Origin of the sequence: Paracoccus sp. NBH48, assembly GCF_015390265.1 — a bacterium.
In the GTDB taxonomy this organism is placed as follows: domain Bacteria; phylum Pseudomonadota; class Alphaproteobacteria; order Rhodobacterales; family Rhodobacteraceae; genus Paracoccus; species Paracoccus marcusii.
This window is the reverse complement of the sequence record NZ_VUOJ01000009.1, coordinates 36,566-62,969: the sequence shown is the minus strand read 5'-3', so window position 1 is coordinate 62,969 and position 26,404 is coordinate 36,566. Positions and strand designations below refer to the sequence as shown.

Sequence of the window (26,404 nt, the reverse complement as noted above, 5' to 3'; positions counted from 1 at the left end):
CCTGTCGGAACGCCGCCAGGCCCGGCTGGTCCAGCGGTTCACGATGGGCTTCTGGCACCTGGAGCCGATGGTCCTGGGCCTGAACGGCATCCTGCTGTCGGGGGCCGCGGTCTATGCGCTGGTGACGGCGGTGGGCAGCCTGCTGACCGGCGGCCACCCGCTGCAGTTCGGACGGGCCATCCTCTATGCCACGGTGGTGCTGATCGTCGCCATCGGCATGGCGATCCACAACCGTCACGCCAACCGGTCGATCCGGTCGAATTTCGTCGCGCTGGACGTGCAGGGCTGGACCATCTCGGCCGCGCTGACGGGGGCGCTGCTGGCGGCCTTCGTCTTTGGCTGGGCGAATCCAGGGAACGGCGCTGGCCCCCCTGTCGCCCTATGTCGATCCGGCCGTGCTGGCGCTGGTCTGCGTGATCGTGATCCCGCTGCCGGTGCCGACCATCCGCCGGGCACTGGCCGACATCCTGCTGATCACGCCCTCCGACATGCTGGCCGAGATCGACGCCGTGGCCCGCGACGTGGTGGCCCGACACGGCTTTCTGGACCACCGCGCCTATGTCGCCCGTGTCGGGCGCGGCCGCCAGATCGAGCTGTACTTCATCGTCCCCCAGGGCCAGCCCCCCCGCCCGCTGGAGGAATGGGACGCCATCCGCGACCAGATCGGCGAGGCCATCGGCGGCGACATCACGAACCGTTGGCTGACCATCGCGTTTACCACCGACCCGGAATGGGCCGACTGACCAGGAGCATGACCATGACCATGACCTCGACCGCGCTGACCGACCCGACCGCCGACCTGCAGGCCGAACTGGACCGCCTGGCCGCCCGCCAGCTGGCCGGGCGCGGCCTGCTGATGCGCGGGGTCGAGGCCGTGGGCCGGCTGACCGAAGGCGCGGCCACCACCGTCCTGGGCCTGTCGCCCCTGTCGCTGGAGAAGGTCATGGAAAGTGCGTTCCGCCAACTGTACGATCTGTCCGCGCGCGGCGACGGGATCAGCGTGGTGCGGGACGCGCCGCTGGTCGCCAACAGGGCGGCGGCGGTGATGTCGGGGGCCACGGGCGGATGGTTCGGGCTGGCGGGCATCGTGCCGGACCTGGTGGCCTCGACCACGGTCATCTTCAATTCCATCCAGAAGGTCGCGCGCAAGCATGGCTTTGACACCACCGATCCGCGGGTGCGGCTGGAATGCCTGGCGGTGTTCCAGTACGGCGAGCCGGGACAGGAAGGCGACGCGGCCGCGCAATCGTTCCTGGCGAACCGCCTGCTGACCAACGGGCAGACCGTGTCGACGCTTATCACCCGCTTTGCCGGTCAGTTCGCGACCCGCCTGACGACCAAGCTGGGGCGCGCAGGCCGTTCCGGTCCTGGGTGCGGCGACGGGGGCCGCGATCAACTACGCCTTCCTGGATTACTACGAGCGGGTCGCAGACATCCATTTCCGCCTGCTGCGGCTGGCAGAAAACCATCCGGGCACGGATGTCGACGCGGCCTATGCCCAGGCCCTGACCCGCGCGGGACAGCCCCGCCTGTCCCGCCGTCAGAAGGGGACGTCGTCGCCCCCGCCCGCCGGCTGAACATAGGCCGCCTTGATGTTCTTGAACCCGGCCTCGAACTGAACGGTCAGCGTGTCCTCGGCGATGCCCATGACCTGACCCTCGCCGAACTTGGCGTGGGTCACGCGGTCGCCCACGGTGAATCGCGACGCGGGCGCCGCGTTGATCGTGACGGGGGTGCGATGCACCGGCTGGCCGCGATCGGCGGCCCGCGCCTGCATCCGCTTCCATCCCGGAGAGGCATAGACATCGGCCTTGGCCACCCGTTCGTCCATCCGCATGCCGCCCGCCATCGCCATGGCCGCGCCGTATCCGCCGCCGTACAGGCCCGGCGGGGTCAGCACCTCGACATGCTCTTGGGGCAGTTCGTCGATGAATCTTGACGGCAGGCTGGACTGCCATTGCCCGTACATGCGACGGTTTCCGGCGAAGGTGATCGTGGCCAGGCGTTCGGCGCGGGTGATGCCGACATAGGCCAGCCGCCGCTCCTCCTCCAGGCCCTTGGTGCCCTGCTCGTCCATGGCGCGCTGGTTGGGGAACAGCCCGTCTTCCCAGCCCGGCAGGAAGACGACCGGAAACTCCAACCCCTTGGCACCGTGCAGCGTCATGATGCTAACCTGTTCGGCCTGCTCTCCGTCGTCGCGGTCCATGACCAACGACACGTGCTCCAGAAAGCCCTGAAGGTTCTCGAACTCCTCCAGCGCCTTGACCAGTTCCTTGAGGTTGTCCAGCCGTCCAGGCGCGTCGGGCGACTTGTCGTTCTGCCACATCGCGGTATAGCCCGATTCGTCCAGCACCCGCTCGGCCAGCTCCACATGTCCCACCCCGTCGCGCACCGCCATGTGCGACCGCCCGATCAGCGCCACGAAATCGCGCAGGTTCGCCAGGCCCTTGCCGCCCAGCTGCTTCTCTTCCACGACGATGCGCGCACCCTCCAGCAGGTTCACGCCGTTCCGCCGCGCCGCATGCTGGACCGTCTGCAGCGCCTTGTCGCCCAGGCCGCGCTTGGGCGTGTTCACGATCCGCTCGAAGGCCAGGTCATCGTCCGGGGACACCACCAGCCGGAAATAGGCCATCGCGTCGCGGATCTCCTGCCGCTCATAAAAGCGCGGGCCGCCGATCACCCGATAGGGCAGGCCAATGGTCATGAAGCGGTCCTCGAACGCCCGCATCTGATGCGACGCGCGCACCAGGATCGCCATGTCGTTCAGGCTGACGCGGCCCAACGCGGCGCGGTGACCGCCTTGGAACGCCTCGATCTCCTCGCCGATCCAGCGCGCCTCGGCCTCGCTGTCCCAATGCCCGATCAGGCGCACCGGTTCGCCCGGTTCGGCATCCGTCCACAGCGTCTTGCCCAACCGCCCCTGGTTCGCCGCGATCAGGCCGGACGCTGCCGCCAGGATCTGCGGGGTGGACCGGTAATTCTGCTCCAGCCGGATCACCTCGGCTCCCGGAAAGTCCTTCTCGAAACGCAGGATGTTGCCAACCTCGGCCCCGCGCCAGCCATAGATCGACTGGTCGTCGTCGCCCACGCAGCAGATGTTGCGATGCGCCTGCGCCAGCAGCCGCAGCCACATGTACTGCGCGACGTTGGTGTCCTGATACTCGTCCACCAGGATATAGCGGAACCGGTCCTGCCATTGGCGCAGCACGTCGGGATGCGCCTGGAACAGCGTCACGCAATGCATCAGCAGGTCGCCGAAATCGACCGCGTTCAGCGTCAGCAGCCGGTCCTGATAGGCTGCGTACAGCTTGCCGCCATGCCCATCAAACGCCTCACCCTCGCCCCGGGGCAGGTTGCCGGGCGTGATGCAGCGGTTCTTCCACCCGTCGATCAGATGCGCCAGCTGCCGTGCGGGCCAACGCTTCTCGTCGATGTTCTCGGCCGCGATCAGCTGCTTCAGCAGGCGGATCTGGTCGTCCGTGTCCAGAATGGTAAAGCTGGGCTTCAGATGAAGGTTGCCATGCCCGATCAGTTCAGCGTGGCGGCGCAGGATTTTGACGCTGATGCTGTGGAAGGTACCCAGCCAGGGCATCCCCTCGACCGCATCGCCCAGCAGGCGGCCGATCCGGTCCTTCATCTCGCGCGCGGCCTTGTTGGTGAAGGTCACGGCCAGCAACTGCCCGGGCCGCGCCTTGCCCAGCATCAGCAGATGCGCGATCCGCGTGGTCAGCGCGCGCGTCTTGCCCGTGCCTGCCCCGGCCAGCATCAGAACCGGCCCGTCCAGCGCCTCGACAGCGGCGCGCTGCGCGGCGTTCAGCCCGTCCAGATACGGCGCGGGCCGCGCGGCCATCGCGCGCTGCGACAGCGGCACCGCCGCCAGATCATCGGAATCGTCGAAATGCTCCATCCCGCCAACATAGGCATCGCCGCGCGCCAAGGAAAGCCCGACGTTCGCCCTATGTTCTCATCCGTGCCGAAATGGTGCGCCCCATCAGCAGGGGGTCCGGGGGGCGCGCAGCTCCCCCGGCCACCGCGGGACGCAGATCAGGCGCGCAACCCCGCAAAGGTCGCAGGGTCCAACGATGCCTGGGCAAATGTCGGCCCGCTGGTCAGCAAGCTGACCGCATCATGAGAATGCAGCGATTCCTGGTGGCTGGCCACGACACGAAAATCGCCTACCCGCGGATCGGCGATCAGCTGGCCCGCAAAGGCCCGCACCGCATCCTCGACAAAGATCGGGTTCGCCGCGTTCAGCTCGGCAAAGGCCTGCTCGTCCTCGCGCTTGACCATGACCTGCGTCTCGGTCGGCACGGCGGCGCGGCACAGTGCGATGACATCCTCGAACCAGATCCGCTCGGGGCCGTCCATCACCAGCGATATCCGCGCGACCGACCGCTGCGAATGCGGGGTGGCCAGCCGCCCGCGCGTCTGTCGGGCATGCTCGGACAGTTCCAGCGAACAGGGGCAGGTCGACGAATAGACGTAATCGACATGCATGACCCGCAACCGCGCGCCGGCCACGTCGATCACCTCCAGCGCGATGTCGTAATATTGCCAGCCCGACAGGCCCGACCGCAGGCTGTCCACCCGCACCGGGTACGAAAACCGCATCTGGATCCGCGCATCTAGCGCGTCCAGGTCGGTCTTGTAATCGTCCAGCGCCGCCTCCAGCACCGACAGGCTGAACGCATGATCGGCATGGCCATAGAACGACCGCATGATCCGGGACATGTTGATGCCCTTGCGGTCGGCCTCCAGACTGACGGTGCCGGTCACGCTGGTCTCCAGCGTGATCTCTCCGCCGTCGCGCACCAGATAGCGGATCGGCAGCCGAAAGTTCGAGATGCCCACATGCTGGATCGCGGTGCGCGCGCCCACGATCAGGCTGGCAGGCCCGTTCTGCAGGTCCGGCAGGCTGTCCTTGTAGGCTGGGTCCACGCGGAACTCCGCGTCATAGCTGCGCGCCAGCGCGGGATAGGCGGGGGTCAGGGGGCGGATCTCGGTCATGGTGCCTCCGGCGTGATCGCCACAGATATAGGGGGCGGCACAACAAATGTCAGCCCGCCCCCGCAGATGCGCCACGCCACGATGACGCAGCCCGGCTCAGCCCTGCAGCGCGTCCATCAGATCGGCGGTCAGGTCACGCGCGTCCTCCAACCCCACCGACAGGCGCAACAGGCCCGGCGTGATGCCAAGGCGCGCCTTGTCCTCGTCGGTCAGGCGCGAATGGGTGGTGGTGGCCGGATGGGTCACGATGGATTTCGCATCGCCCAGATTGTTCGAGATCGCGATGATCCGCAGACGATCCAGCGCGGCGAAGGCCGCCTCCTTGCCCGCCCGCCAGTTCCATCGCGATCATCGTGCCGCCCGACCCCATCTGCCGCATGGCCAGGTCGTGCTGCGGATGATCGGCTAGGCCCGGATAGATCACGCGGCTCAGCGCCGGATGGCCGTGCAGCGCGGCGGCGATGCCCGCGGCGGCCTCGGCCTGGGCGCGCACGCGCAGGTCCATGGTCTGCAGCCCGTTCAGCATGATCCAGGAATGGAACGGGCTGATCGCCCCGCCGGTATGCTTCAGATAGGGCTCGGCCACCTCGCGCACGAACTGGCGCGTGCCGCAGATCACCCCGGCCAGCGCCCGCCCGCCGCCGTCGATATGCTTGGTCGCGGAATAGACGACCACATCGGCCCCCTGCTCAACCGCGCGGGAAAAGACCGGGGTCGCAAACACATTGTCGACCACCACCGTCGCGCCCGCCGCATGGGCAAGGTCCGCGACGGCCCGGATGTCGATCACCTCCAGCGTGGGGTTCGACACGCTCTCGAAGAACACCGCCCGCGTGCCGGGCGTGATCGCCGCGGCCCATTGGTCCAGATCGGTGCCGTCGACATAGCTGACCTTGACCCCGAACCGCACCAGCAGATCCAGCACGTACAGGCAGGACCCGAACAGCGCCCGCGCCGCGACGACGTGATCGCCCGGCTTGCACATCGCGAACATCGCGCCGTTGACCGCGGCCATGCCGCTGGCGGTGGCAAAGGCGTCCTCGGTCCCCTCCAGCGCGGCGATGCGGTCCTCGAACATGCGGCTGGTGGGGTTGCCGTAACGGGCATAGATGAACTCGTCCGGGCCGGTGCCCTGGAACCGCGCCTCGGCCGAGGCGGCGTCGGGATAGACGAAGCCCTGGGTCAGGAAGATCGCCTCGGCCATCTCGCCATATTGGCTGCGCCGGGTGCCGTGATGGACGGCCTGGGTCCGGGGATGGGGGGTGCGGGGGGTGAACTTGTCGTCGGACGAAACGCTCATGCGGGCTGCCTTTCCGTGGTCCCCTGCGGCGTAATCCCCACAGGCATCTTTCGCAAGTCCCGCGACCCCGGGCGCGCCGAACTGTCGCCTGGCCGACAAATTGCAGGAAATGCAGATAAAGGGTTAGTTTACAGGGGGATGCTTGATCTTCCTGTCCAAATGGACAGTTGGAAACCGACGGGTCGCAAGCTATGGTTGAACCACGGTCGGGTGATGTTCACCCAAAACCGGTACGGGGCTTTCGCCCCGCTTTCACCAGTGTCCCGCAGGTGCGGGGTCGTGTCACAAGTTTTTCTGAAGACGGTTCCTGCGGTCCAGTGTGTTGCTGTGACCATCGCGTGTTTATTCGGACGGCGGGACCCGGACAGTTGGGGGCGGCAGGTCGCGCCGCCCCCAATGGTCCCTTACAGATAGTCGCCGCGCTGCAGGCCGTACTTGGCCATCTTCTCGTTCAGCGTCCGGCGCGGCAGGCACAGTTTCGTCCATCACCCCGGAAATGCTGCCCTTGTGGCGGCGCATGGTGTTGTCGATCAGCATCTTCTCGAAGCTTTCGACATATTCCTTCAGCGGCTTGCCCTCGGTGGTGGTGGCCTGCTGGTTGTCCTCGCCATCCGCCATCAGCAGCGACGCGATCGACCCCGATCCGCGGCGGTTCTGCAAGACGGCGCGTTCGGCCACGTTGATCAGTTGGCGGATGTTGCCCGGCCAGGGCGCCTGCAGCAGCTGCGCGGCCTCCTGCGCGCTGACCTGAGGCGGCTCGCAGCCGTATTCCTCGCTGAACTGCTCGGTCATGCGGGTGAACAGCGCCAGGATGTCCTCGCCCCGCGCACGCAGCGGCGGCAGGGTGATCTTCAGCGCCGACAGGCGATAGAACAGGTCGGGGCGCAGCGAATCCTCGGCCTTGCGGCCCTCGCCACGGGCGTTGCTGATCGCGATGATGCGCGTCTCGGCAGGTGTGCCCTGCTCGCTGATGAAGGCCAGCAGGCGGGCCTGCAGGGCCTCGGACAGGGCCTCGACATCCTCCAGGCACAGCGTGCCGGCGCGGGCCTCCTCGACGGCGGGCAGCCCGTCCTCGATAGGCCCGAACAGGCGCGATGCCAGGGCCTCGTCGTTATAGGCCGCGCAACTGACCGGCACGAACTTCTTGGACGCGCGTGGACCGACCGCGTGCAGGGCATGCGCCACCAGCGTCTTGCCAGTGCCGGTCTCGCCGTCGATCAGCACGTGGCCGTCGGCCTGGCCCAGGTCCAGGATGTCCTCGCGCAGGCGCTCCATCACCGGGCTGGCGCCGATCAGCTTGGACATGACCTGCTGGCCTTCGGACAGGTCGCGGCGCAGGGCGCGGTTGTCCAGGGTCATGCGCCGGGCCTGCGTGGCCTTCTTGGCCAGCTGGGTCATGCGGTCGGGGTTGAAGGGCTTCTCCATGAAATCCATCGCGCCAAGGCGCATCGCCTCGACCGCCATGGGAACGTCGCCATGGCCGGTGATCATGATGACGGGCAGGTTCGAATCCAGGCCCATCAGGCGTTTCAGAAAGGCCATGCCGTCCATGCCGGGCATGCGGATGTCGCTGACGACGATGCCGGGCCAGTCGGACCCGATGACCTTCAGTGCGTCCTCGGCGCTGGCAAAGGTCTCGGTCTCGAAGCCCGACAGGACCAGCCACTGGCTGATCGATTCGCGCATGTCGGGTTCGTCATCCACGATGGCGATCTTCAGCTTGCGGGACATTCTTGTCATCCTCTCGTGTTGCGTCATTCGGCCGCCAGGGCCTGACGGGGCTGTCCGGGGCGGTGCAGCGGCAGCTCGACCCGGAACACCGCTCCGCCGGTGTTTTCGTTATGGGCGGTCAGGCGACCCCCGAAATCGGCGACGATCGTGGACGAGATCGCCAGCCCCAGCCCGGTCCCCTCGCCGGGCTTCTTGGTGGTCCAGAAGGGGTTCAAACAGCTTTTCCAGGTCCGAGACACCCGGCCCGTTATCGCGGACGGACACATAGGCGTGAGCCGCGGCCTCGACCGTGATCTCGATCGCGGCGTCGGGGCGGCCCTTGACCGCGTCGACCGCGTTGCGCAGCAGGTTGATCAGCACCTGTTCCAGCCGGATGCGGTCGGCCATGACCATCACCCGCTCGCGCGGCACGATGCGGATGATGCGGATGGGCCGGGTGCGCAGCTGGGGCTCCATCATGGTCAGCGCGCTGCTGACCGCGGCGCGCAGATCGACCGGCTCGACCGCCTCGCCGCCCTTGCGGCATAGGACTTCAGCTGCCGGGTGATCGCACCCATCCGGTCGATCAGGTCGTCGATGCGCTGAAAGCTGGACAGCGCTTCCTCGGGGCGGCCGCGCTGCAGCAGCAGCCGCGCCCCCGCCAGATAGGTCTTCATCGCGGCCAAGGGCTGGTTCAGCTCGTGGCTGACGCCGGCCGACATCTCTCCCAGGGCGGCCAGCTTGGAGGATTGCTGCATGGTCTGCTCGGCCACGCGCAGCTCCTTCTGCACGCGCTCGCGTTCCGCGATCTCTCGGGTCAGGCGGGGCGTTCAGGGCGCGCAGGTCGGCCGATTCGCGCATATAGGCCTGGCTCTGGATACGCGCGCGCCGCGACAGCATCCAGAACGCCCCCGCCAGCAGGATGGCGAAACCCATGATCTGCAGCGCCAGGATGGCGTTGACCCGTTCGCGCACGGACGAATAGGCGGTGAAGCTGATCATCCGCCAGCCGCGGAACGGCACCCGCGCCTCGGACTGCATCACCGCGCGGCCCTGGACATAGGCGTCCGCGGGGCTGGAGGTCCAGTCCGCCGTCACCTGGAACGCCCGCCGGATCGCAGAGGGCGCATCGCGCACCGCCTGCGCCTCGGCGACGGTCAGGCCTCGCCAGCGCGGCTCGGTCGACAGGATGATCACGCCCTCGCTGTCGGTGACGGCCACGGCATCGGAAATGCCCGCCCAGGACCGCTCCAGCCGTGTCAGGTCGGCCCCCACGACGATCACGCCCAGCGTCCGCCCCTCGGACACCACGGCGCGGGAATAGGCGAACTCATGGGCGCCCGATGCCAGTTCGGACACGGTGAAGACCGTGTCGCGCGACCGCAGCGCCTCGACATATTGCGGGGGCCGCGACGCTGTTCGTGCCGATCTGATAGCGGTCCGTGGCCCCCACGACCCGCCCCGATGCGTCCAGCAGGCGGATCGAGGCCGCGCCGATCTCTTTCTGCGCGGTCATCAGCCGCGCCGAGGTGGTGGAAAAATCGTTGCCGTTCAGCGCCCCGATCAGCGCCGGATCGCGTGCCAACAGCAAGGGCACGACAGAATTGCGCTGCAGTTCCGACATCAGGTTGCCCGAATACAGCGCCAGACGCAGTTCGGACCGCACGCGCGTGTTCTCGGAGAAGCGGTCGGTCAGCCATGCGTTGGTGACCCAGATCGTGCCCAGCGCCGCCATGCAGATCAGCGCGATCGTCGCACGCAGCCACCACGGGTTGACCGGCTGGCCGACCCTGCCGCGCCGACGTTCGGCGCTGTCTTCGATATGATCCTCAGTGACCACGCACGGACCCGTCCCACAAGATCGGCTGACGCAATCTATGGCGAAGAACGGTCCGGCTCAAGTCAGGCGTGCGTCAGCGCCGTGGCCAGCCCCGTGAACAGCGCCGCCCCGTCGGTGCCGCCCGTGACCGGATCGGCGGCGCGTTCGGGATGCGGCATCATGCCCAGGACGCGCCGGTTTTCCGACAGCACGCCCGCGATGTCACCGACGGACCCGTTGATCGCCGGGGCATAGGTGAAGGCGATGCGGTCCTGATCGCGCAGCTGCGCCAGGCCTTCGGTGCCGATCTGATAGTTGCCGTCGTGATGGGCCACCGGAATGCTGATCCGCTGGCCCTTGGCGTAACCGCCGGTGAAGGCGCTGTCCGCGGTGCCCACGGTCAGGACCGACGGCTTGCACAGGAAAGTCAGCCCGGTGTTGCGCATCAGCGCGCCGGGCAGCAGGCCCAGTTCTGTCAGCACCTGAAAGCCGTTGCAGATCCCCAGCACATAGCCGCCCCGCGCCGCATGGGCGCGCAGCGCGTCGGCGATGGGGGAATGCGCGGCGATCGCCCCGCAGCGCAGATAGTCGCCATAGGAGAACCCGCCCGGCACACCGACCAGGTCGATCCCGTCGGGCAGCTGGCTGTCCTTGTGCCAGACGCGCACCACCTCGGCCCCCGCCTGTTCCAGCGCGACGGCAAGGTCGCGGTCGCAATTCGATCCGGGAAAGGTGACGACGGCGGCTTTCATCGCGGGACTCCTGCTTGGGACGCCCTGCCCTTAGCGCAGGCCGGGTTCCAAAGAAAGGGGGGCCAGCCCCCCATCGCCTTGCGGCGATCCCCCCGGGGGTATTTGGACAACGGAGAAATGCATCCTGCGCCCTCGGAAAGCAGAAGGCCGGACGATTGCCCGGCCTTCGTGATCAGTTCAGCGCCTTGTTCAGGTACTGATCGACCTTTTCCAGATAGCCCATCGTGGTCAGCCATTTTTGGTCGGGACCCACCAGCAGCGCCAGGTCCTTGGTCATGTGGCCGTCCTCGACCGCCTGGACGGTCACCTTCTCCAGCGTCTGCGCAAAGGTCAGCAGGGCGGCGTTGTCGTCCAGCTTGGCGCGGTGCTTGAGGCCGCCGGTCCAGGCAAAGATCGACGCGATCGAGTTGGTCGAGGTCGCATTGCCCTTCTGGTGTTCGCGATAGTGGCGGGTGACGGTGCCATGGGCGGCCTCGGATTCAACGATCTTGCCATCCGGCGTCATCAGGACCGAGGTCATCAGACCCAAGCTGCCAAAGCCCTGCGCGACGGTGTCCGACTGCACATCGCCGTCATAGTTCTTGCACGCCCAGACGTAGCCGCCTGACCATTTCATCGCGCTTGCGACCATGTCGTCGATCAGGCGGTGTTCGTAATGGATGCCGGCCGTCTTGAACCGGTCCTGGAACTCGGCCTCGTAGACCTCCTGGAACAGGTCCTTGAAGCGGCCGTCATAGGCCTTGAGGATCGTGTTCTTGGTCGACAGATAGACCGGATAGCCGCGCGCCAGGCCATAGTTCAGCGAGGCGCGGGCGAAATCGCGGATCGAATCGTCCAGATTGTACATGGCCATCGCGACCCCCGGCGGCGGGGGCGTCATAGACCTCGTGCTCGATCGTCTCGCCGTCCTCTCCGACGAACTTGATGGTCAGCTTGCCCTTGCCCGGAAAGCGGAAATCGGTGGCCTTGTACTGGTCGCCGAAGGCGTGGCGGCCGACGATGATCGGCTGCGTCCAGCCCGGCACCAGCCGCGGCACGTTCTTGCAGATGATCGGTTCGCGGAAGATCACGCCGCCCAGGATGTTGCGGATCGTGCCATTGGGGCTGCGCCACATCTTCTTCAGGCCGAATTCCTCGACCCGCGCCTCGTCGGGGGTGATGGTCGCGCATTTCACGCCGACCCCGTGGCGCTTGATCGCCTCGGCCGCGTCGATGGTGATCTGGTCGTTGGTGCGGTCGCGCTCCTCGATGCCCAGGTCATAATATTTCAGGTCGATGTCCAGATAGGGCAGGATCAGCTTTTGCTTGATGAAGTCCCAGATGATCCGCGTCATCTCGTCCCCGTCCAGCTCGACGACGGGATTGGCAACCTTGATCTTCGACATGAACTGCCCCTTGTGCGGTGGATACGGTCGCGCCGCTTCTAGCCGCAAAAGGGTCCGATTGAAAGACGGTATGCGATGGTATGCAAAACGCCCGCCTGGTGATCAGCTGCCTGCGAAATGGGCGCGAAGGCCGTGGTGCAGCCATTGCCACAGCGGTGCGCAGCCGCGTTCGACCCAAGGGCCCACGCGGCTTTCCACCTGCGCCAGGGTCACGTCGTATTCGACCCAGCCCGCGCCGCCCGACCGCAGGTTCTGGACCGCGGGCTGGCAGCGGTCCAGCGCCTTGGCGAAGACGGCATCGGGGCTGGCCGCCGCCTCGAACTCGCGCCACAGGGCTAGCATCTGCTCTCCTTGCAGGTCGGGCAGCAGGCCGAACAGGCGCCGCGCGGCGGCCTCCTCGGCGGCCTGGATCGCCGCCGATCCATGCGCCTGCCCGCCGGCGGAGTGCAGGGGCACATCGCCCACGTCGATCTCGACCAGATCGTGGATCAGCAGCATGCGGATGACGCGGCCCGGATCGACGCCCGGCCCCGCCAGACCGCCCAGCACCAGCGCGTACAGCGCCAGGTGCCAGCTGTGCTCGGCGCTGTTCTCGCGCCGCGATCCGTCCATTAGGCGGTTTGCGCGCAGGACGCCCTTCAGCGCGTCGGCCTCGGCCAGAAAGGCCAGGCGGCGGGTCAGATCGCCCTGGGCGACCTCCTGCCCGGACAGCAGCGCATGCGCGGCCTGCCACCCCTGCGGCCATTCGCGTTCGAACCGCGCCGCGCGTCCGGCCGACAGGTTGTCGCGCACGATCCGGACATGGTCGGGGATCGGATCGCGCGCCTGCAGTACCTGAAAGATGGGCTGTGCGTGATCCATCCGCTTGGCGGTCACCGCGGCAGCGTCCGCGCGCCCCTCGAAATCGCGCCAGAGGGCGGCCAGCCGCGCCCCGTCCGGCGCCAGGCCGAAGATGCGATCCGCCGCCGCGGCCTCGGCGATGGCCAGTCCTTCCACGTCATGATCCAGGTGGATCGGCTGATCGCCCGTGTCGATCTCGACCAGGTCGTGGATCAGGATCATCGCGATGGCGCGGTCGCTGGCGCCCATCACCATCGCCCACAGGGCGACGTGCCAGCTGTGTTCTGCGCTGTTCTCGGGGCGCGACAGGTCCATCAGGACGCTGGCGCGGTGGACCGACTTCAGCCGGTCCGCCTCGCACAGAAAGGCGAACGCATCGTCCAGCATGGCCGCAGCCCTCAGCGCGACGTCTCGGTCAGGCGCTTCCTGACGTAACCCTGCACCAGGTCGATCATCGGCTTCATGTGGGTCTCGTCGTCGCGGAAGAAATGGTCCGCGCCCTCGATCTCCTCATGGGTGACGGTGATGCCCTTCTGCTCGCGCAGCTTGCCCACCAGGGTGGCGGTGTCCTTGGGCGGGGCGACGCGGTCAGCGGTGCCGTTCACGATCAGGCCCGACGACGGGCACGGCGCCAGGAAGCTGAAATCGTACATGTTTGCGGGCGGCGCCACGCTGATGAAGCCGGTGATCTCGGGGCGGCGCATCAGCAGCTGCATCCCGATCCACGCACCGAAGCTGAATCCCGCGACCCAGCAATGCTTGGAATTGGGGTTCATCGCCTGCAGGTAATCCAGCGCCGAGGCGGCATCGGACAGCTCTCCGATGCCCTGGTCGAATTCGCCCTGGCTGCGGCCCCACGCCGCGGAAGTTGAACCGCATCACCGTGAATCCCATGCGGTGGAACGCATAGTGCAGGTTGTAGACGACGCGGTTGTTCATCGTCCCGCCATATTGCGGGTGCGGATGCAGCACGATGGCGATGGGGGCGTCTGGCTTGCCGGGCTGAGGGTGGTAACGGCCTTCGAGACGGCCTTCGGGGCCGGGGAAAATCAGCTCGGGCATGGTTGTCCTTCACAGGTCCTGTCGGGTTTCTTGACGCGTGCGCGCATGGCTTCTAGACGGGATATCTGGGCAGCCGGCACAGGTTTGGCAAGAAACATGCTGGGCCGGGCATAGCGCGCGACGACGGCGCGCGTCAATGCAAAGGCAGGCCCGGCAGGGACCATCGGGGGGAAGACGCGCCATGAAACTGTCCACCAAGGGACGCTACGCGATCATCGCGCTGACCGACCTGGCCATCGCCAAGGGGGCGACCTGACCTCGCTGGCCGAAATCTCGAAACGCCAGGACATCTCGCTGCCCTATCTGGAACAGCTGTTCGTGCGCCTGCGCCGGGCGGGGCTGGTGGCATCCGTGCGCGGTCCGGGCGGCGGATACCGCCTGGCCCGCACCCCCGAGACGATCCGCGTGGCCGAGATCCTGGAGGCCGTGGACGAGACCGTCAGCGCCATGCATATCGGCGCGGGCGCGTCGGGCGGCATTTCCGGGTCGCGGGCGCAGACCCTGTCGAACCGGCTGTGGGAAAGCCTGTCCGCGCATGTCTATGTCTTCCTGCACAATCACACGCTGGCCGACGTGGCGAAGAACCAGCTGCTGCCCTGCCCCGCGCTGCCCAAGATCCTCAACGTCGTGGACGATTGAGGCCGCCCGGGAATTAATTCGACAAATCCTGCATCCGGTCGGCGGTTTCCCGCGTCCCCCGGTCAGAGGCCCGCAAAAGGCCCTGTCCAACGGATGAGGAGAATCCCATGACCCACCTGACCCGTACCCGCGCCATGCTGCTCGGCGGTGCTGCCGCCATCGCGATGATCGGCGCCGTCGGCACGGCCGCCGCACAGGAATGCCAGCAGGGCGCAGGCGGCGCCGGATCGCTGGCCTGCGGCCCGACCGCCATCGCCGAGGGCCCGCTGTCGGTCGCCATCGGCGACAACGCCTCGACCGATGCGACCGCCGTGGACGGCGTGGCCATCGGCGGAGAGGCGACCGCCACCGGCCCCTCGACCACTGCGGTCGGCGGCGAATCGGTCGCGACCGGTCCCGGCGCCAGCGCCATCGGCTGGCAGGCCCAGGCCACCGCGGAACGTGCGCAGGCCATCGGCCACCTGGCGACCGCCCAAGGCGTCCGGTCCCTGGCCGTAGGCGAGAACGCCGACGCACAAACCGACCTGTCCACCGCCATCGGCAACGAATCCGTCGCCAACGGCGTCGACGCGCTGGCCGTGGGCGACACCGCGGCAGCGAACGGCAACTCGACCACTGCGGTGGGCGGCGAATCGGTCGCGACCGGCCCCGGCGCCAGCGCCATCGGCTGGCAGGCCCAAGCCACCGCCGAACGCGCCCAGGCCTTCGGCCACCTGGCCACCGCACAGGGCGTCCGGTCGATGGCCATCGGCGAGAATGCCGACGCCCAAACCGACCTGTCCACCGCCATCGGCAACGAATCCATCGCCAATGGCGTCGATGCGCTGGCCGTAGGCGACACGGCGGCGGCGAACGGCAACTCGACCACCGCCATCGGTGGCGAATCGGTCGCGACCGGGCCGGGCGCCAGCGCCATCGGCTGGCAGTCCATGGCGACCGCGGAACGCGCCCAGGCCATCGGCCACCTGGCCACCGCCCAGGGTGTCCGCTCGCTGGCCGTGGGCGAGAATGCCGACGCCCAGTCGGATTTCTCGACCGCGATCGGCAACGAATCCATCGCCAACGGCACGGACGCGCTGGCCATCGGCGACACCTCGGTCGCGAGCGGCACCTCGACCACCGCGGTCGGCGGTGAATCGGTCGCGAACGGCACCGCCGCCACCGCCTTCGGCTGGCAGGCGCAGGCCACCGCCGAACGCGCCCATGCCTTCGGCCACCTGGCAGCGGCCAGTGGCGTGCGCTCGACCGCCATCGGCGAGGCCGCGATGGCCATGGGATCGGGGTCGATCGCGCTTGGCAACCAGGCGGTCGCTGCGGCCGACAACTCGGTCGCCATCGGTGATGGCGCGACCGCAACCCGCGCGAACGAGTTCGTGCTGGGCAACGGTGCCAACACCTATCGCGCGGCGGGCATCGCGTCGGATGCCAGCACGGCGGCGCAGGGCACCCCCATCGGCGTCGTGACCTCGGACGCGCAGGGCAACCTGGCGGTCGACCGGTCGATCGGCGAGAGCATGTCGTCGCTGAACGGCCGCGTGCGCTCTTTGGGCCAGCAGGTCGAGGACAACAAGGAAGGCATCGCCATGGCGATGGCGCTGAACACCCCCTATGTCCCCGAGGACAAGACCTATGCCGTGTCGACCAGCATCGGCAGCTTCGAGGGATCGCAGGCGCTGGCCGCGTCGATGGGCTACCGCTTCGATGCGAACACCCAGTTCGACGCGGGCATCACCTATGGCTTCGACCGCAACCAGGTCGGCGGCCGCATCGGCGTGACCTACGCGTGGTAGGCCACGCCGCAACACGGACGGGGACGGCGCATGCGCTGTCCCTGGCCATCGCGATGGCGCTGGCGCTGGTCGGCGCCAGCGCCCATGCGCAGGACGCCCCTGCCGAACCGCAGCCCGAACCCCGGCCGAGGCCCCCCTGGTCGAACCCAGCTATGCCACCGCCCTGATCCGCGACGTGCTGGCGGCGGTGAACCACGGCAACTGGACGGGCAACTATACGGTGCTGCGCGACATCGCCGCCCCTGAATTCGCATTGGCCAACGATCCGACGCGCCTGGCGGGCCTGTTCACGCCGCTGCGCGAGGAACGGCTGGACCTGCTGCAGGCGATGGTCGTCGACCCGGTCATCCTGGACAGCGCGCTGTCCGATACCGGGCAGGAGCTGCGCCTGACCGGCTTTGTCCCGCTGCAGCCGCGTCATGTCAGCTTCGACCTGGTCCTGGGGCTGGAGGGGCGGCGTTGGCTGCTGCTGGGCATCTCTGTCGGGGCGTTCGATCCGATCGATCCGTAAGGCATCTGCCGATGTCGCCGCAGTCTGGGCGTCATCTGTCGGTTCGCACCCCGCACCCCCACCGGATCACGGCGGACCACCTGCGTGATTGCGGGCGATCAGCTCACTGACCCGCTCCTTGGGCCGGCACAGCACGGCGCCATGCGGCGCAAAGACGACCGGCCGTTCGATCAGGATCGGATGGGCCGCCATCGCCGCGATCAGCGCATCATCGGACAGGCCGGGATCACCCAGCCCCAGTTCCGCGAATGGCGTTCCCTTGCGCCGCAGCAACCCCCGCGCCCCGATGCCCAGACGCGACAGCGCATCGCGCAACGCATCCTCGGACGGCGGCGCGGCGATATAGTCGCGCACCTCGGGTGCGATCCCCGCCTCGCGCAGCGCGGCCAGAACCCAGCGCGAGGTGGAGCAGGTCGGCTTGTGCCAGATCACCCAACCCATCTCAGCGCTCCCCGTCCGGGATGGGCAGGGCGCTGGTCGCCTTGATCTCCTCCATCGACAGCAGGGCCGTGACGTTGTGGATCTTCACCTCGCCGATCAGCGATTGGTAAAAGCGGTCATAGGCGCGGGCGTTCCTGACCTGCACCTTGAGGATATAGTCGATGTCGCCCGCCAGACGGTGCGCCTCGACCACCTCGGGCCGCTCGCGCAGCGCGCGCAGAAAGCGCGCGGCCCAGTCGCGGTCATGCTCGCTGGTGCGGATCAGCACGAAGAAGCAGGCCTCCAGCCCCAGCGCCTCGGGATCCAGGATGGCGACCTGCCGGCGGATAACGCCCGCCTCTCGCAGCTTGCGGATCCGGTTCCAGACCGGGGTCTTGGAGGCCCCCACCCGATCGGCGATCTGGTCCAGCGACAGGCTGGCATCCTGCTGAAGCAGGGACAGTATCTTGCGGTCCACCTCGTCCAGGCGGACAGGCGTTTGGCCTGCGCCCGCATCGGGGGAAATCGGTTCCGGCATGGCGCGCTCCTTGGTCGATCGTCCTTATTTGCCGCGACCACTGTGCAGAATCCAGAACGAAATTCTATATAGAGGTCAGCAAAACCGCGAGGTCCAGTCATGAGCAAATCCTTCCCCCTGTCGGCCGCACGCCCCGGCGTCATCACCGCGAATGACCTTCGCGAAGGCCACAATGTGTGGATGTGCGCCGACGGCTGGACCCGCGATCCGCGCCAGGCGACCGTCTATGACGACGAGGCCATTGCCGACCTGGACCTGCTGCAGGCCGTGGCGCAATCCGAGATCGTCGTCGGTCCCTATCTGGTCGAGGCCAGGCGCGGTCCCGACGGACCCGAGCCCGTCCATTTCCGCGAGGCCTTCCGCCAGCGCGGACCGTCCAACTATTTCCACGGCATCCAGGCCGATCGGCAAGCCGACGCCCAGAAGACGGAAACCGCCCATGTTTGATATCCGCCCCGTCGAGACCGATTATGTCCGCCAGCGCGCGGCCGAGTTCCGCGCCCAGGTCGCCCGCCGCCTGGACGGCAGCCTGACCGAGGACGAGTTCAAGCCGCTGCGCCTGATGAACGGCGTCTATCTGCAGCTGCATGCCTACATGCTGCGCGTGGCCATTCCCTATGGCACGATCAGCCCGGACCAGATGCGCACCCTGGCCCTGCTGGCCGAGAAGTGGGACAAGGGTTACGGCCACTGGACCACCCGCCAGAACATCCAGTTCAACTGGCCCAAGCTGGTGGACATCCCGGACATGCTGGACGCGCTGGCCGATGTCGGCATGCACGCCATCCAGACCAGCGGCAACACCATCCGCAACGTGACCACCGACGCCTTCGCCGGCGCGGCCTTTGACGAGGCCGTCGATCCGCGCCCCTATGCGGAACTGCTGCGCAGCTGGTCGACCGATCACGCCGAATTCCAGTTCCTGCCGCGCAAGTTCAAGATCGCCATTTCCGGCGGCAAGAAGGATCGCGCGGTGATCGCCGCCCATGACATCGGCCTGCGGCTGGTGGAACGCGACGGCAAGACCGGCTTCGAGGTCTGGATCGGCGGCGGTCTGGGCCGCACGCCGCTCTTGGGTCAGGTCGTCCGCGACTTCCTGCCCGAGGAGGACCTGCTGCCTTACGTCGAGGCGATCATCGCGACCTACAACCTGGCCGGGCGCCGCGACAACAAGTACAAGGCCCGCATCAAGATCACCGTGCTGGAGCGCGGCCTGGACGTCATGCGCGCCGAGATCGAGGAAGAGTTCCTGGCCCGCCGCCGCGATTTCCACGGCGCCGACCGCGACGCGCTGGCGGTGTTCAAGGACCGTTTCCGCGCGCCGTCCTTCCGCAATGCGCCCGTGGATGGCTATGAGGCCGAGCGGCAGGCGAACCCGGCCTTCCGCAGCTGGTCTGATACGAACCTGCATCAGCACCGGGTCGAGGGCTATGCCAGCGTCGTCGTGACCTTCAAGGCGCCGGGCCAGACGCCGGGCGACGCCAGCGCCGACCAGATGCGCCTGCTGGCCGATCTGGCCGAACGGTTCGGCCACAACGATCTACGCGTGATGCACGACCAGAACGTGGCCCTGCCGCATGTGCACAAGTCGGACCTGCCGGCGCTGTACGCCGAGCTGCGCGCCGCGGGCCTTGCCACCGCGAATGCCGGGCTGACCAGCGACATCATCGCCTGCCCCGGCATGGATTACTGCGCGCTGGCCACCGCGCGTTCCATCCCCATCGCCGAAGAGATCGCCGACCATTTCCGCTCCGTCGGGCTGGAGGAGGAGATCGGCAACCTGAACATCCGCATCTCGGGCTGCATCAACGCCTGCGGGCATCACCACCTGGGCCATATCGGCATCCTGGGGCTGGATCGTGCGGGCGTGGAAAACTATCAGATCACGCTTGGTGGCGATGCCTATGACATCCCGGCCATCGGCGAACGCGCGGGCGCGGGCTTCCCCGCCGAACAGGTCGTCCCGGCCATCGACCGGCTGCTGCGCGCCTATCTGGAGGTCCGTGAGGACGCCTCCGAACGCTTCATCGACGCCTATCGCCGTCTGGGTCAGGCCCCGTTCAAGGCGGCGCTCTATCCCGTGGCCGCCGATGCTTGACGGGAACCTGGACACACGCGCGGGGCGTCTGAACGACCGCTATCGCCACCATGCCGCCATCGAGGTGCTGAAGCGCTCGGTCACCGACCCCGATCTGGGGCAGGTGGCGCTGGTGTCGTCCTTCGGCGCTGAATCGGTCGTGCTGCTGCACATGGTCAGCCGGGTCGCACCGGGCCTGCCGGTGCTGTTCATCGACACGCAGATGCTGTTCCCCGAGACCCTGGCCTATCAGCAGGAGGTCGCGGAGCGGCTTTCGCTGACCAACGTGCAGGTGATCACCGCCAGCGAGGCGGAGATCGCGGCCCATGACCCGGACGGAACGCTGCACAAGTCGAACCCCGACGCCTGCTGCGATTTCCGCAAGACGGTGCCGCTGGAACGTGTGCTGTCGGGCTATGACGCGTGGATCACGGGCCGCAAGCGGTTCCAGAACGGCCAGCGCGCCGCGCTGGAGTTCTTCGAGCCCGAACCCCCGTCGCGCCTGCGCGTGAACCCCTTGGCGCATTGGCGCCCCGAGGACGTGCAGGACTACATGGTCGAGAACCGCCTGCCCCGGCATCCGCTGGTGGCCAAGGGCTATCCCTCGATCGGCTGCGCGCCCTGCACCTCTCCGGTCAAGCCGGGCGAAGACCCCCGTTCGGGGCGCTGGCGCGGCCAGGAGAAATCCGAATGCGGCATCCATTTCATCGGCGGGCGCATGGTCCGCGGAAAGGTCTCGGCATGAGCGAGCAGTTGAACAGCGAACCCGTCCTGGCCCGTGACGACGGGTTTCATCCGGTGACCGACCAGCCCGCTGTGGTGCTGGCCCCCGACACCGCCCCCGCGACCCTGGCCGACCACCTGGATCAGCCGCTGATCGGCATCGCCTTTCCGTCCTTCAGCGACGGGCGCGGTTTCACGCTGGCCCGCCGCTTGCGCGAGCTGGGCTATACCGGTCGCCTGCGCGCGACGGGGCGGCTGATCGCCGATCAATACGCCATGGCGCGCCGCGTGGGCTTCGACGAGGTCGAGGTCGCCGCCGACATCGCCGCCCGGCAGCCGCAGGACCAATGGCTGGCCCGCGCCGACTGGAAGGCCTGGGACCATCGGGCGCAGCTTGCCGGCTGACCCTTTCACCTGCGCGCCCCTTCGATTAGACGACAAGGATTGCAACAATGACGCTGGATCTGCCCGTGACCGAGGCCGCCAAGATTACCGTTCCCGATGCCCAGACCGTGACCTCGGTCACGAAATGGACCGACAGCCTGTTTTCGTTCCGGGTGACGCGGCCTGCCTCGCTGCGCTTCCGGTCGGGCGAATTCGTGATGATCGGCCTGCCGGGCGACAACGGCAAGCCGCTGCTGCGGGCATATTCCATCGCCTCGCCCAACTGGGACGACGAGCTGGAATTCTATTCCATCATCGTCCCCGACGGGCCGCTGACCTCCAAACTGCAGCACATCAAGCCGGGCGACCAGATCATCCTGCGTCCGAAACCCGTGGGCACGCTGGTCCTGGACGCGCTGCTGCCTGGCAAGCGGCTGTGGTTTCTGGCAACCGGCACGGGGTTCGCGCCCTTTGCCAGCCTGATGCGCGACCCCGAGACCTATGAGCGGTTCGAGCAGGTCATCATGATGCATACCTGCCGCACCGGTGAGGAGCTGGTCTATGGCGCCGAGCTGGTGAACAACCTGCGCCACGACCCGCTGCTGACCGAGATCTATGGCGACGATTTCGCCCAGCGGCTGAAATACTACCCGACGACGACGCGAGAGCCCTCGCCCTTCATGGGGCGCATCACCGACAACCTGACCTCGGGCAAGGTGCTGTCGGATCTGGGCCTGCCGCCCATCGATCCGGCACAGGATCGCGCGATGATCTGCGGCAGCCTGGCGTTCAACGTCGACGTCAAGGCGGTCCTGGAAGGGTTCGGCCTGAACGAGGGCGCGAATTCCGAGCCGCGCGAATTCGTCGTCGAAAAGGCCTTTGTCGGCGACGGCGTCTGACGTCGTTTCTATCGAATCGCCCCATGGGCCGCGCCGTTTCGGCGCGGCCTTTTGCATGGCGCACCGCCGCCCATCACGCGTTGGTCACGGCAAGTTTGGGAACCCTTGGCGCAAGTGCCTGTTAAAGCACCAAAGACAGTCATTCGATTTTCCACAAGGAGCGTCTCATGCGCCGGATTATCCATAACACAACCGCCATCGCGGCCTGCCTGTCGCTGATGGCGCCGCATCTTGCGATGGCCCAGACCGCAATGCCTTCCCCCGATCAGGCGGCTCCCCAGAACCTGATCCTGGCGCAGGCCGCGCCCGAAGGTCAGGTCCCGCCCCCGCCCGCAGCCCCCGGCGAGGAGGGACCGCAGGACGGTGCCGACCTGAACCAGGCCCAGAACCCGCCGCCGGCGGAGCCCGCGCCTGCGGAAGAGCCTGCGCCCGAGCCCGCGCCAGTCGAGGAACCCGCGCCGGAAGCCCCGGCCGAGGCGCCCCCTGCCCCCGAGGAAGCACCGGCCGAAGCCCCGGCGGAGCAGCCTGCCGAGGCACCTGAAGCAGCGCCCGCGGCAGAGGCGGAGCCTGCACCTGCCGCAGAACCTGCTCCCGCGCCCGCGGCAGAAGCCGCCCCGGCTGCCGAGCCCGCGCCCGCCGCAGAGCCCGCGCCCCCGGCGGCACCCGAGGCAGCAGCGCCCGAGGCCGAAGCCCAGCCGGCCCCCGCAGCCGAACCTGCACCGCAGCCCGCACCGGATGGCACCCCGCCGCCGCCCGCACCTGACGCGATGCCGGACCAGGCGCCCGAGGCCCGTCCTGCACCGCAGCCCGAGGCCGGACCCGCGCCGAATCCGAACCGCGCCGCCGAGCCCGCCGCAGAGGCCCCGGCCGCCGGCAATGCCGCGCCGCGCGCCAATCCGCAGCGCGAGGCGCCTCCTGCCGCCGACGCTCCGGCAGAGGCTCGTCCGAACGCACGCCCTGCCGCGCAGAACGACCAGCAGCCGGCGGATGCCGTTGAAGAACCCGTCGGAAGCGACCTTGACGCGCTGACCGAGCAGTTGCGCGCGCAAGAGCAGGGCGAGCAGCCCGCAGCCGATCCGGCCGCGACGGCCGATGCACCTGCGGAACCCGCGGCACCTGCGGCTCAGGGTGGCCTGACCCTGGCGACCGGTGCAACGCAGGTCGAACGCGCTGGCGCCCTGCCGGGTCTGGCCGGAGTGCTGACGCAGGAGGTTCAGGGTGGCCTGGACACTTCGGCGCTGACCTGTCTGGACGGCAGCGCGTTCCCCTGTGCGGATGGCGGTCGTGCGATGACCCCGAACGGCGTCGTCGTCGAGACCAACGAGGCAGGCGAATTGCGCCTGGCCCCGACCGAGGCGCAGATGTACCGCGTCGGCCAGAACGGAGAGATGATCCGTCGCGCCGCCGAAGAGGACACCGTCGAGACCGAGGCATCGCGCGAGGCCGCTCAGGCGACCACACCGGCCACCGCGGCGGCGCTGGACGCAGCCGATGGATCGGGCGAGATCACCGAGCAGCAGGTGACCGAGGAAAACGCCCGGTCGTCGTCCGAGGACTTTACCACCAGCCTGCGCGATGCGCTGGCGGGCGCCACCGGTCAGCCTGCACCGCAGGCCGAGGAGGAGGACGACGACAACCGCCTGCGCAATGCCCTGCTGCTGGGTCTGGGCGCCGTGGCGGTCGGGTCCTATCTGAACAACAACCGCCAGGTTGCGCTGTCCGCGCCGGACCGGGTGGTCGTCACCCGCGCCGATGGGAGCCAAGAGGTCATCAAGGACGAGGTCGCCCTGCTGCGCCAGCCCGGCTCGACCGTGCAGACCGAGAACTTCGACGACGGTTCGTCGCGCACCATCGTGACGCGCCAGGACGGCAGCCGCGTTGTGACCATCCGTGACGCGAACCTGCAGGTTCTGCGCCGCACCTTGGTCAGCGCCGACGGCACCACCACGCAGCTGATCGACGACACCGCCGACGTGCAGCCCGTCGATATCGGCGCCCTGCCCGCCCCCGCCCCCGTCCAGACCGGCAATGCGCCCCTGAACGAGGATCAACTGCGCGAGGCCCTTCTGCGCGAGGCGAATGTCGACCGCCGCTTTACGCTGTCCCAGATCCGCAACATCCCCGAGGTGCGGGCGCTGGTGGCGCCGGTCAACATCGACGCGATCACCTTCGATACCGGCTCTGCCGCGATTCGGTCGGATCAGGCGCAGCAGTTGCAGGGTCTGGGTCGTGCGATCCAGGACCAGATCGCCCAGAACCCGCAGGAGATCTTCATGATCGAGGGTCATACCGACACGGTCGGGTCGGACGCCGCCAACCTGGCGCTGTCGGACCGTCGTGCGGAATCGGTGGCGCTGGCACTAACCGAGTACTTTGACGTGCCGCCGGAGAACCTGGTGACCCAAGGCTATGGCGAGCAGTTCCTGCGCGTCCGTGCCGAGGGCGACATCCGCGACAACCGTCGCGCCTCGGTCCGCCGGATCACCGACCTGCTGGCGCAGTAAGCGCACCCACGAAACGACGAAGGCCCCGGCATCGCGCCGGGGCCTTTTTCACGTCCTGCCCTCAGTCCGCGGCCAGGAAACCGCCGGACTGGCGATGCCACAGCCGGGCGTACAGGCCGTCGCGTTCCAGCAGTTCGGCATGGCTGCCCTGTTCGACGATCCGGCCCTGGTCCATGACCACCAGCCGGTCCATCGCGGCGATGGTGGACAGGCGATGCGCGATGGCGATGACCGTCTTGCCCTGCATCAATGCCTCCAGCCGGGACTGGATCGCGGCCTCGACCTCGCTGTCCAGGGCGCTTGTGGCCTCGTCCAGGATCAGGATCGGCGCGTTCTTCAGCGCGACCCGCGCGATGGCGATGCGCTGGCGCTGTCCGCCCGACAGCTTGACGCCGCGTTCGCCCACATGCGCATCAAGCCCCTGCCGTCCCTGGCTGTCGGACAGGGACGGGACGAACCCGTCCGCCTCGGCCATGCGCAGGGCGTGGTCGATCTGATCCGGGGTCGCGTCAGGGCGGCCATAGGCGATGTTCTCGCGCACCGACCGGTGCAGCAGCGAGCTGTCCTGCGTGACCACGCCGATGGCCGCACGCAGGCTGTCCTGGGTCACCTGCGCGATGTCCTGGCCGTCGATGGTGATGCGCCCCGCGTCGATGTCGTGAAAGCGCAGCAGCAGGTTGATCAGCGTCGATTTTCCCGCGCCCGACCGGCCCACCAAGCCCACCCGTTCACCGGGCCGCAGATGCAGCGTCAGGTCGTCCAGAACCGCCATCGGCTGCGCCCCCGCAGCACCGCCATAGCGGAAGGTGACGTTGTCGAACCGCACCGCCGCCGGACCTGGCAGCAGCGGCTGCGCCCCCGGCGCGTCGCGCACCTCTCGTGGCAGGGACAGGCTGGTGATGCCGTCGCGCACGGTGCCGATATTCTCGAACAGGGCGGCGAATTCCCACATGATCCAGTGCGACATGTTGTTCAGCCGCAGCGCCAGCGGCACCGCGATGGCCACCGCCCCGACCGCGATCAGCCCCTGCGTCCACAGCCACAGCCCCAGCCCGGCCACCGCCGCGACCAGCCAGACGTTCAGCAGGTTCAGCACCATGTCCTGCAGGCTGGACAGGCGCATCTGCGCGTGGACGGTGCCCAGGAACCGGTCCATGCCCTGATGCATCCACGCCTCCTCCCGGTCGGAATGAGAGAACAGCTTGACCGTCGCGATGTTGGTATAGCTGTCGACGATGCGTCCGGTCATCGCACTGCGGGCGTCGGCCTGTTCCTGCGCCACGCGGCCAAGGCGCGGCACGACATACCACAGCAGCGCGCCGTAGGCCGCGGCCCAGACCAGGAAGGGCAAGGCCAGACGCCAGTCCTGGCTGGCGGCCAGCACCATCGCGCCCAGGAAATAGATCAGCACATAGCTGCCCACGTCCATGATCTTCATGGACACCTCGCGCACGGCCAGTGCGGTCTGCATCAGGCGCTGCGCAATGCGGCCCGCGAATTCGTCCTGGAAATAGCCGACCGACTGGCGCAGCAGCCAGCGATGCGCCTGCCAGCGGATGCGCTGCGGGAAATTGCCCATCAGCGACTGGTGCAGGACCAGCGATGTCAGCACGTTCAGCGCCGGCATCACCACCAGCAGCACCAGCGCCATCAGCGCGATGCTGCCGCCATGACGGTCCCAGAAGACCTCTCGCGGGGTGTCTGCCAGCTGGTCGATCAGCTGCCCCAGCCAGCCGAACAGCGCCACCTCGATCAGCGCGATCAGGCCCGATCCCACGGCCAGCAGCACCAGCCAGGGCAGCGTGCCGCGACTGTAATGCAGCACGAACCGCCACAGACCCGACGGGGGCATGGTCGGGGTCTGGTCGGGATAGGGGTCGATGCGTCGTTCGAACCAGGCGAACATGGGGATGTCCTCCGCTGCTGAAGGGGCCGCAGTGCTGACCCGGACGGCCCGCAAAGTCAAGCGCGCAGGGGCGATCTTTGCCATCGCGATGGAACGGGGCGGGCCGGGGATCGTTGGTCATCCAGCACCATCAGAAAG

The 26,404-nt window shown here is 68.0% G+C and carries 18 protein-coding genes and 8 pseudogenes; 13 read left to right on the top strand and 13 right to left on the bottom strand.

Going from position 1 to position 26,404, the window contains the following annotated elements:
• Positions 1-43 precede the first annotated feature (43 nt).
• A pseudogene (locus F1642_RS16595) lies at positions 44-298 on the top strand (cation transporter); the annotation flags it as partial.
• A 37-nt stretch (positions 299-335) separates the two neighbouring features.
• Complete coding sequence (locus tag F1642_RS16025) at positions 336-743, top strand: hypothetical protein (RefSeq protein WP_255522450.1); 408 nt, start codon at positions 336-338, stop codon at positions 741-743.
• Here F1642_RS16025 and F1642_RS16020 read toward each other — a convergent pair.
• Positions 715-1,119 (bottom strand): hypothetical protein, encoded by a 405-nt coding sequence (locus tag F1642_RS16020; RefSeq protein ID WP_194886459.1) that lies wholly within the window; start codon positions 1,117-1,119, stop codon positions 715-717. The genes F1642_RS16025 and F1642_RS16020 overlap by 29 nt on opposite strands.
• Between F1642_RS16020 and F1642_RS16590 the strand changes: the two are divergent.
• A pseudogene (locus F1642_RS16590) lies at positions 1,046-1,222 on the top strand (EcsC family protein); the annotation flags it as partial. The gene F1642_RS16020 and the pseudogene F1642_RS16590 sit on opposite strands and share 74 nt — an antisense overlap.
• 318 nt (positions 1,223-1,540) lie before the next feature.
• Here the strand turns inward: F1642_RS16590 and F1642_RS16015 are convergent.
• The 9 genes and pseudogenes from F1642_RS16015 to F1642_RS13445 form a co-directional block, all read right to left on the bottom strand.
• A complete protein-coding gene (locus F1642_RS16015; protein WP_194886458.1) occupies positions 1,541-3,907 on the bottom strand; it encodes a UvrD-helicase domain-containing protein in 2,367 nt (788 codons plus the stop codon).
• A gap of 137 nt (positions 3,908-4,044) precedes the next feature.
• Positions 4,045-5,007 (bottom strand): GTP cyclohydrolase FolE2, encoded by a 963-nt coding sequence (gene folE2, locus F1642_RS13480; protein WP_046001360.1) that lies wholly within the window; start codon positions 5,005-5,007, stop codon positions 4,045-4,047.
• Between the two features lie 96 nt (positions 5,008-5,103).
• A pseudogene (metZ, locus tag F1642_RS13475) lies at positions 5,104-6,307 on the bottom strand (O-succinylhomoserine sulfhydrylase).
• Positions 6,308-6,711: 404 nt separating this feature from the next.
• Positions 6,712-8,038, bottom strand: a pseudogene (locus tag F1642_RS13470) (sigma-54-dependent transcriptional regulator).
• A gap of 23 nt (positions 8,039-8,061) precedes the next feature.
• Positions 8,062-9,752 (bottom strand): annotated as a pseudogene (locus F1642_RS13465) (ATP-binding protein).
• Between the two features lie 167 nt (positions 9,753-9,919).
• Positions 9,920-10,588: a phosphoribosylformylglycinamidine synthase subunit PurQ gene (gene purQ, locus F1642_RS13460; RefSeq protein WP_046001358.1), complete on the bottom strand. Its 669-nt coding sequence runs from the start codon at positions 10,586-10,588 to the stop codon at positions 9,920-9,922.
• A 172-nt stretch (positions 10,589-10,760) separates the two neighbouring features.
• Positions 10,761-11,973, bottom strand: a pseudogene (locus tag F1642_RS13455) (NADP-dependent isocitrate dehydrogenase).
• 102 nt (positions 11,974-12,075) lie between these two features.
• Complete coding sequence (locus F1642_RS13450; protein ID WP_194886457.1) at positions 12,076-13,200, bottom strand: HD domain-containing protein; 1,125 nt, start codon at positions 13,198-13,200, stop codon at positions 12,076-12,078.
• A gap of 11 nt (positions 13,201-13,211) precedes the next feature.
• A pseudogene (locus F1642_RS13445) lies at positions 13,212-13,875 on the bottom strand (alpha/beta hydrolase).
• Positions 13,876-14,056: 181 nt separating this feature from the next.
• On the opposite strand from F1642_RS13445, the pseudogene F1642_RS13440 reads away from it, so the two are divergent.
• The 4 genes and pseudogenes from F1642_RS13440 (at position 14,057) to F1642_RS13425 (ending at position 16,815) form a co-directional block, all read left to right on the top strand.
• A pseudogene (locus F1642_RS13440) lies at positions 14,057-14,514 on the top strand (Rrf2 family transcriptional regulator).
• Positions 14,515-14,621: 107 nt separating this feature from the next.
• Positions 14,622-16,304 carry a YadA-like family protein gene (locus F1642_RS13435; RefSeq protein ID WP_194886456.1) on the top strand — a complete coding sequence of 561 codons (1,683 nt, stop codon included), beginning with the start codon at positions 14,622-14,624 and terminating at the stop codon, positions 16,302-16,304.
• Entirely contained in the window at positions 16,298-16,471 is a 174-nt protein-coding gene (locus F1642_RS13430) for a hypothetical protein (protein WP_194886455.1), read from the top strand. Before F1642_RS13435 ends, F1642_RS13430 begins: the two co-directional genes overlap by 7 nt.
• Before the next feature lie 8 nt (positions 16,472-16,479).
• Positions 16,480-16,815 carry a hypothetical protein gene (locus F1642_RS13425; protein ID WP_194886454.1) on the top strand — a complete coding sequence of 112 codons (336 nt, stop codon included), beginning with the start codon at positions 16,480-16,482 and terminating at the stop codon, positions 16,813-16,815.
• A 66-nt stretch (positions 16,816-16,881) separates the two neighbouring features.
• Here F1642_RS13425 and arsC read toward each other — a convergent pair whose 3' ends face one another.
• Together arsC and F1642_RS13415 are read right to left on the bottom strand one after the other, a co-directional pair.
• On the bottom strand, positions 16,882-17,256 hold the full coding sequence (arsC, locus tag F1642_RS13420; protein ID WP_194886453.1) for an arsenate reductase (glutaredoxin): 375 nt from the start codon (positions 17,254-17,256) through the stop codon (positions 16,882-16,884).
• Position 17,257: 1 nt separating this feature from the next.
• Complete coding sequence (locus tag F1642_RS13415) at positions 17,258-17,773, bottom strand: Lrp/AsnC family transcriptional regulator (RefSeq protein WP_045981429.1); 516 nt, start codon at positions 17,771-17,773, stop codon at positions 17,258-17,260.
• 99 nt (positions 17,774-17,872) lie between these two features.
• Between F1642_RS13415 and F1642_RS13410 the strand changes: the two genes are divergently transcribed.
• The 6 genes from F1642_RS13410 to F1642_RS13385 all read left to right on the top strand — a co-directional run bounded on the left by F1642_RS13410 (position 17,873) and on the right by F1642_RS13385 (position 24,360).
• Entirely contained in the window at positions 17,873-18,220 is a 348-nt protein-coding gene (locus F1642_RS13410) for a DUF2849 domain-containing protein (RefSeq protein WP_045981428.1), read from the top strand.
• Positions 18,213-19,871, top strand: a complete 1,659-nt coding sequence (locus F1642_RS13405; RefSeq protein WP_194886452.1) for a nitrite/sulfite reductase — start codon at positions 18,213-18,215, stop codon at positions 19,869-19,871. Before F1642_RS13410 ends, F1642_RS13405 begins: the two co-directional genes overlap by 8 nt.
• Positions 19,864-20,595 carry a phosphoadenylyl-sulfate reductase gene (locus tag F1642_RS13400; RefSeq protein WP_194886451.1) on the top strand — a complete coding sequence of 244 codons (732 nt, stop codon included), beginning with the start codon at positions 19,864-19,866 and terminating at the stop codon, positions 20,593-20,595. The genes F1642_RS13405 and F1642_RS13400 overlap by 8 nt, the downstream gene beginning before the upstream one ends.
• On the top strand, positions 20,592-20,978 hold the full coding sequence (locus F1642_RS13395) for a DUF934 domain-containing protein (protein WP_045981425.1): 387 nt from the start codon (positions 20,592-20,594) through the stop codon (positions 20,976-20,978). Before F1642_RS13400 ends, F1642_RS13395 begins: the two co-directional genes overlap by 4 nt.
• Positions 20,979-21,025: 47 nt before the next feature.
• Positions 21,026-21,856 (top strand): ferredoxin--NADP reductase, encoded by an 831-nt coding sequence (locus tag F1642_RS13390; protein WP_045981424.1) that lies wholly within the window; start codon positions 21,026-21,028, stop codon positions 21,854-21,856.
• A 167-nt stretch (positions 21,857-22,023) separates the two neighbouring features.
• Entirely contained in the window at positions 22,024-24,360 is a 2,337-nt protein-coding gene (locus tag F1642_RS13385; RefSeq protein WP_194886450.1) for an OmpA family protein, read from the top strand.
• 61 nt (positions 24,361-24,421) lie between these two features.
• Here F1642_RS13385 and F1642_RS13380 read toward each other — a convergent pair whose 3' ends face one another.
• Entirely contained in the window at positions 24,422-26,266 is a 1,845-nt protein-coding gene (locus tag F1642_RS13380; RefSeq protein WP_194886449.1) for an ABC transporter ATP-binding protein, read from the bottom strand.
• Positions 26,267-26,404 lie beyond the last annotated feature (138 nt).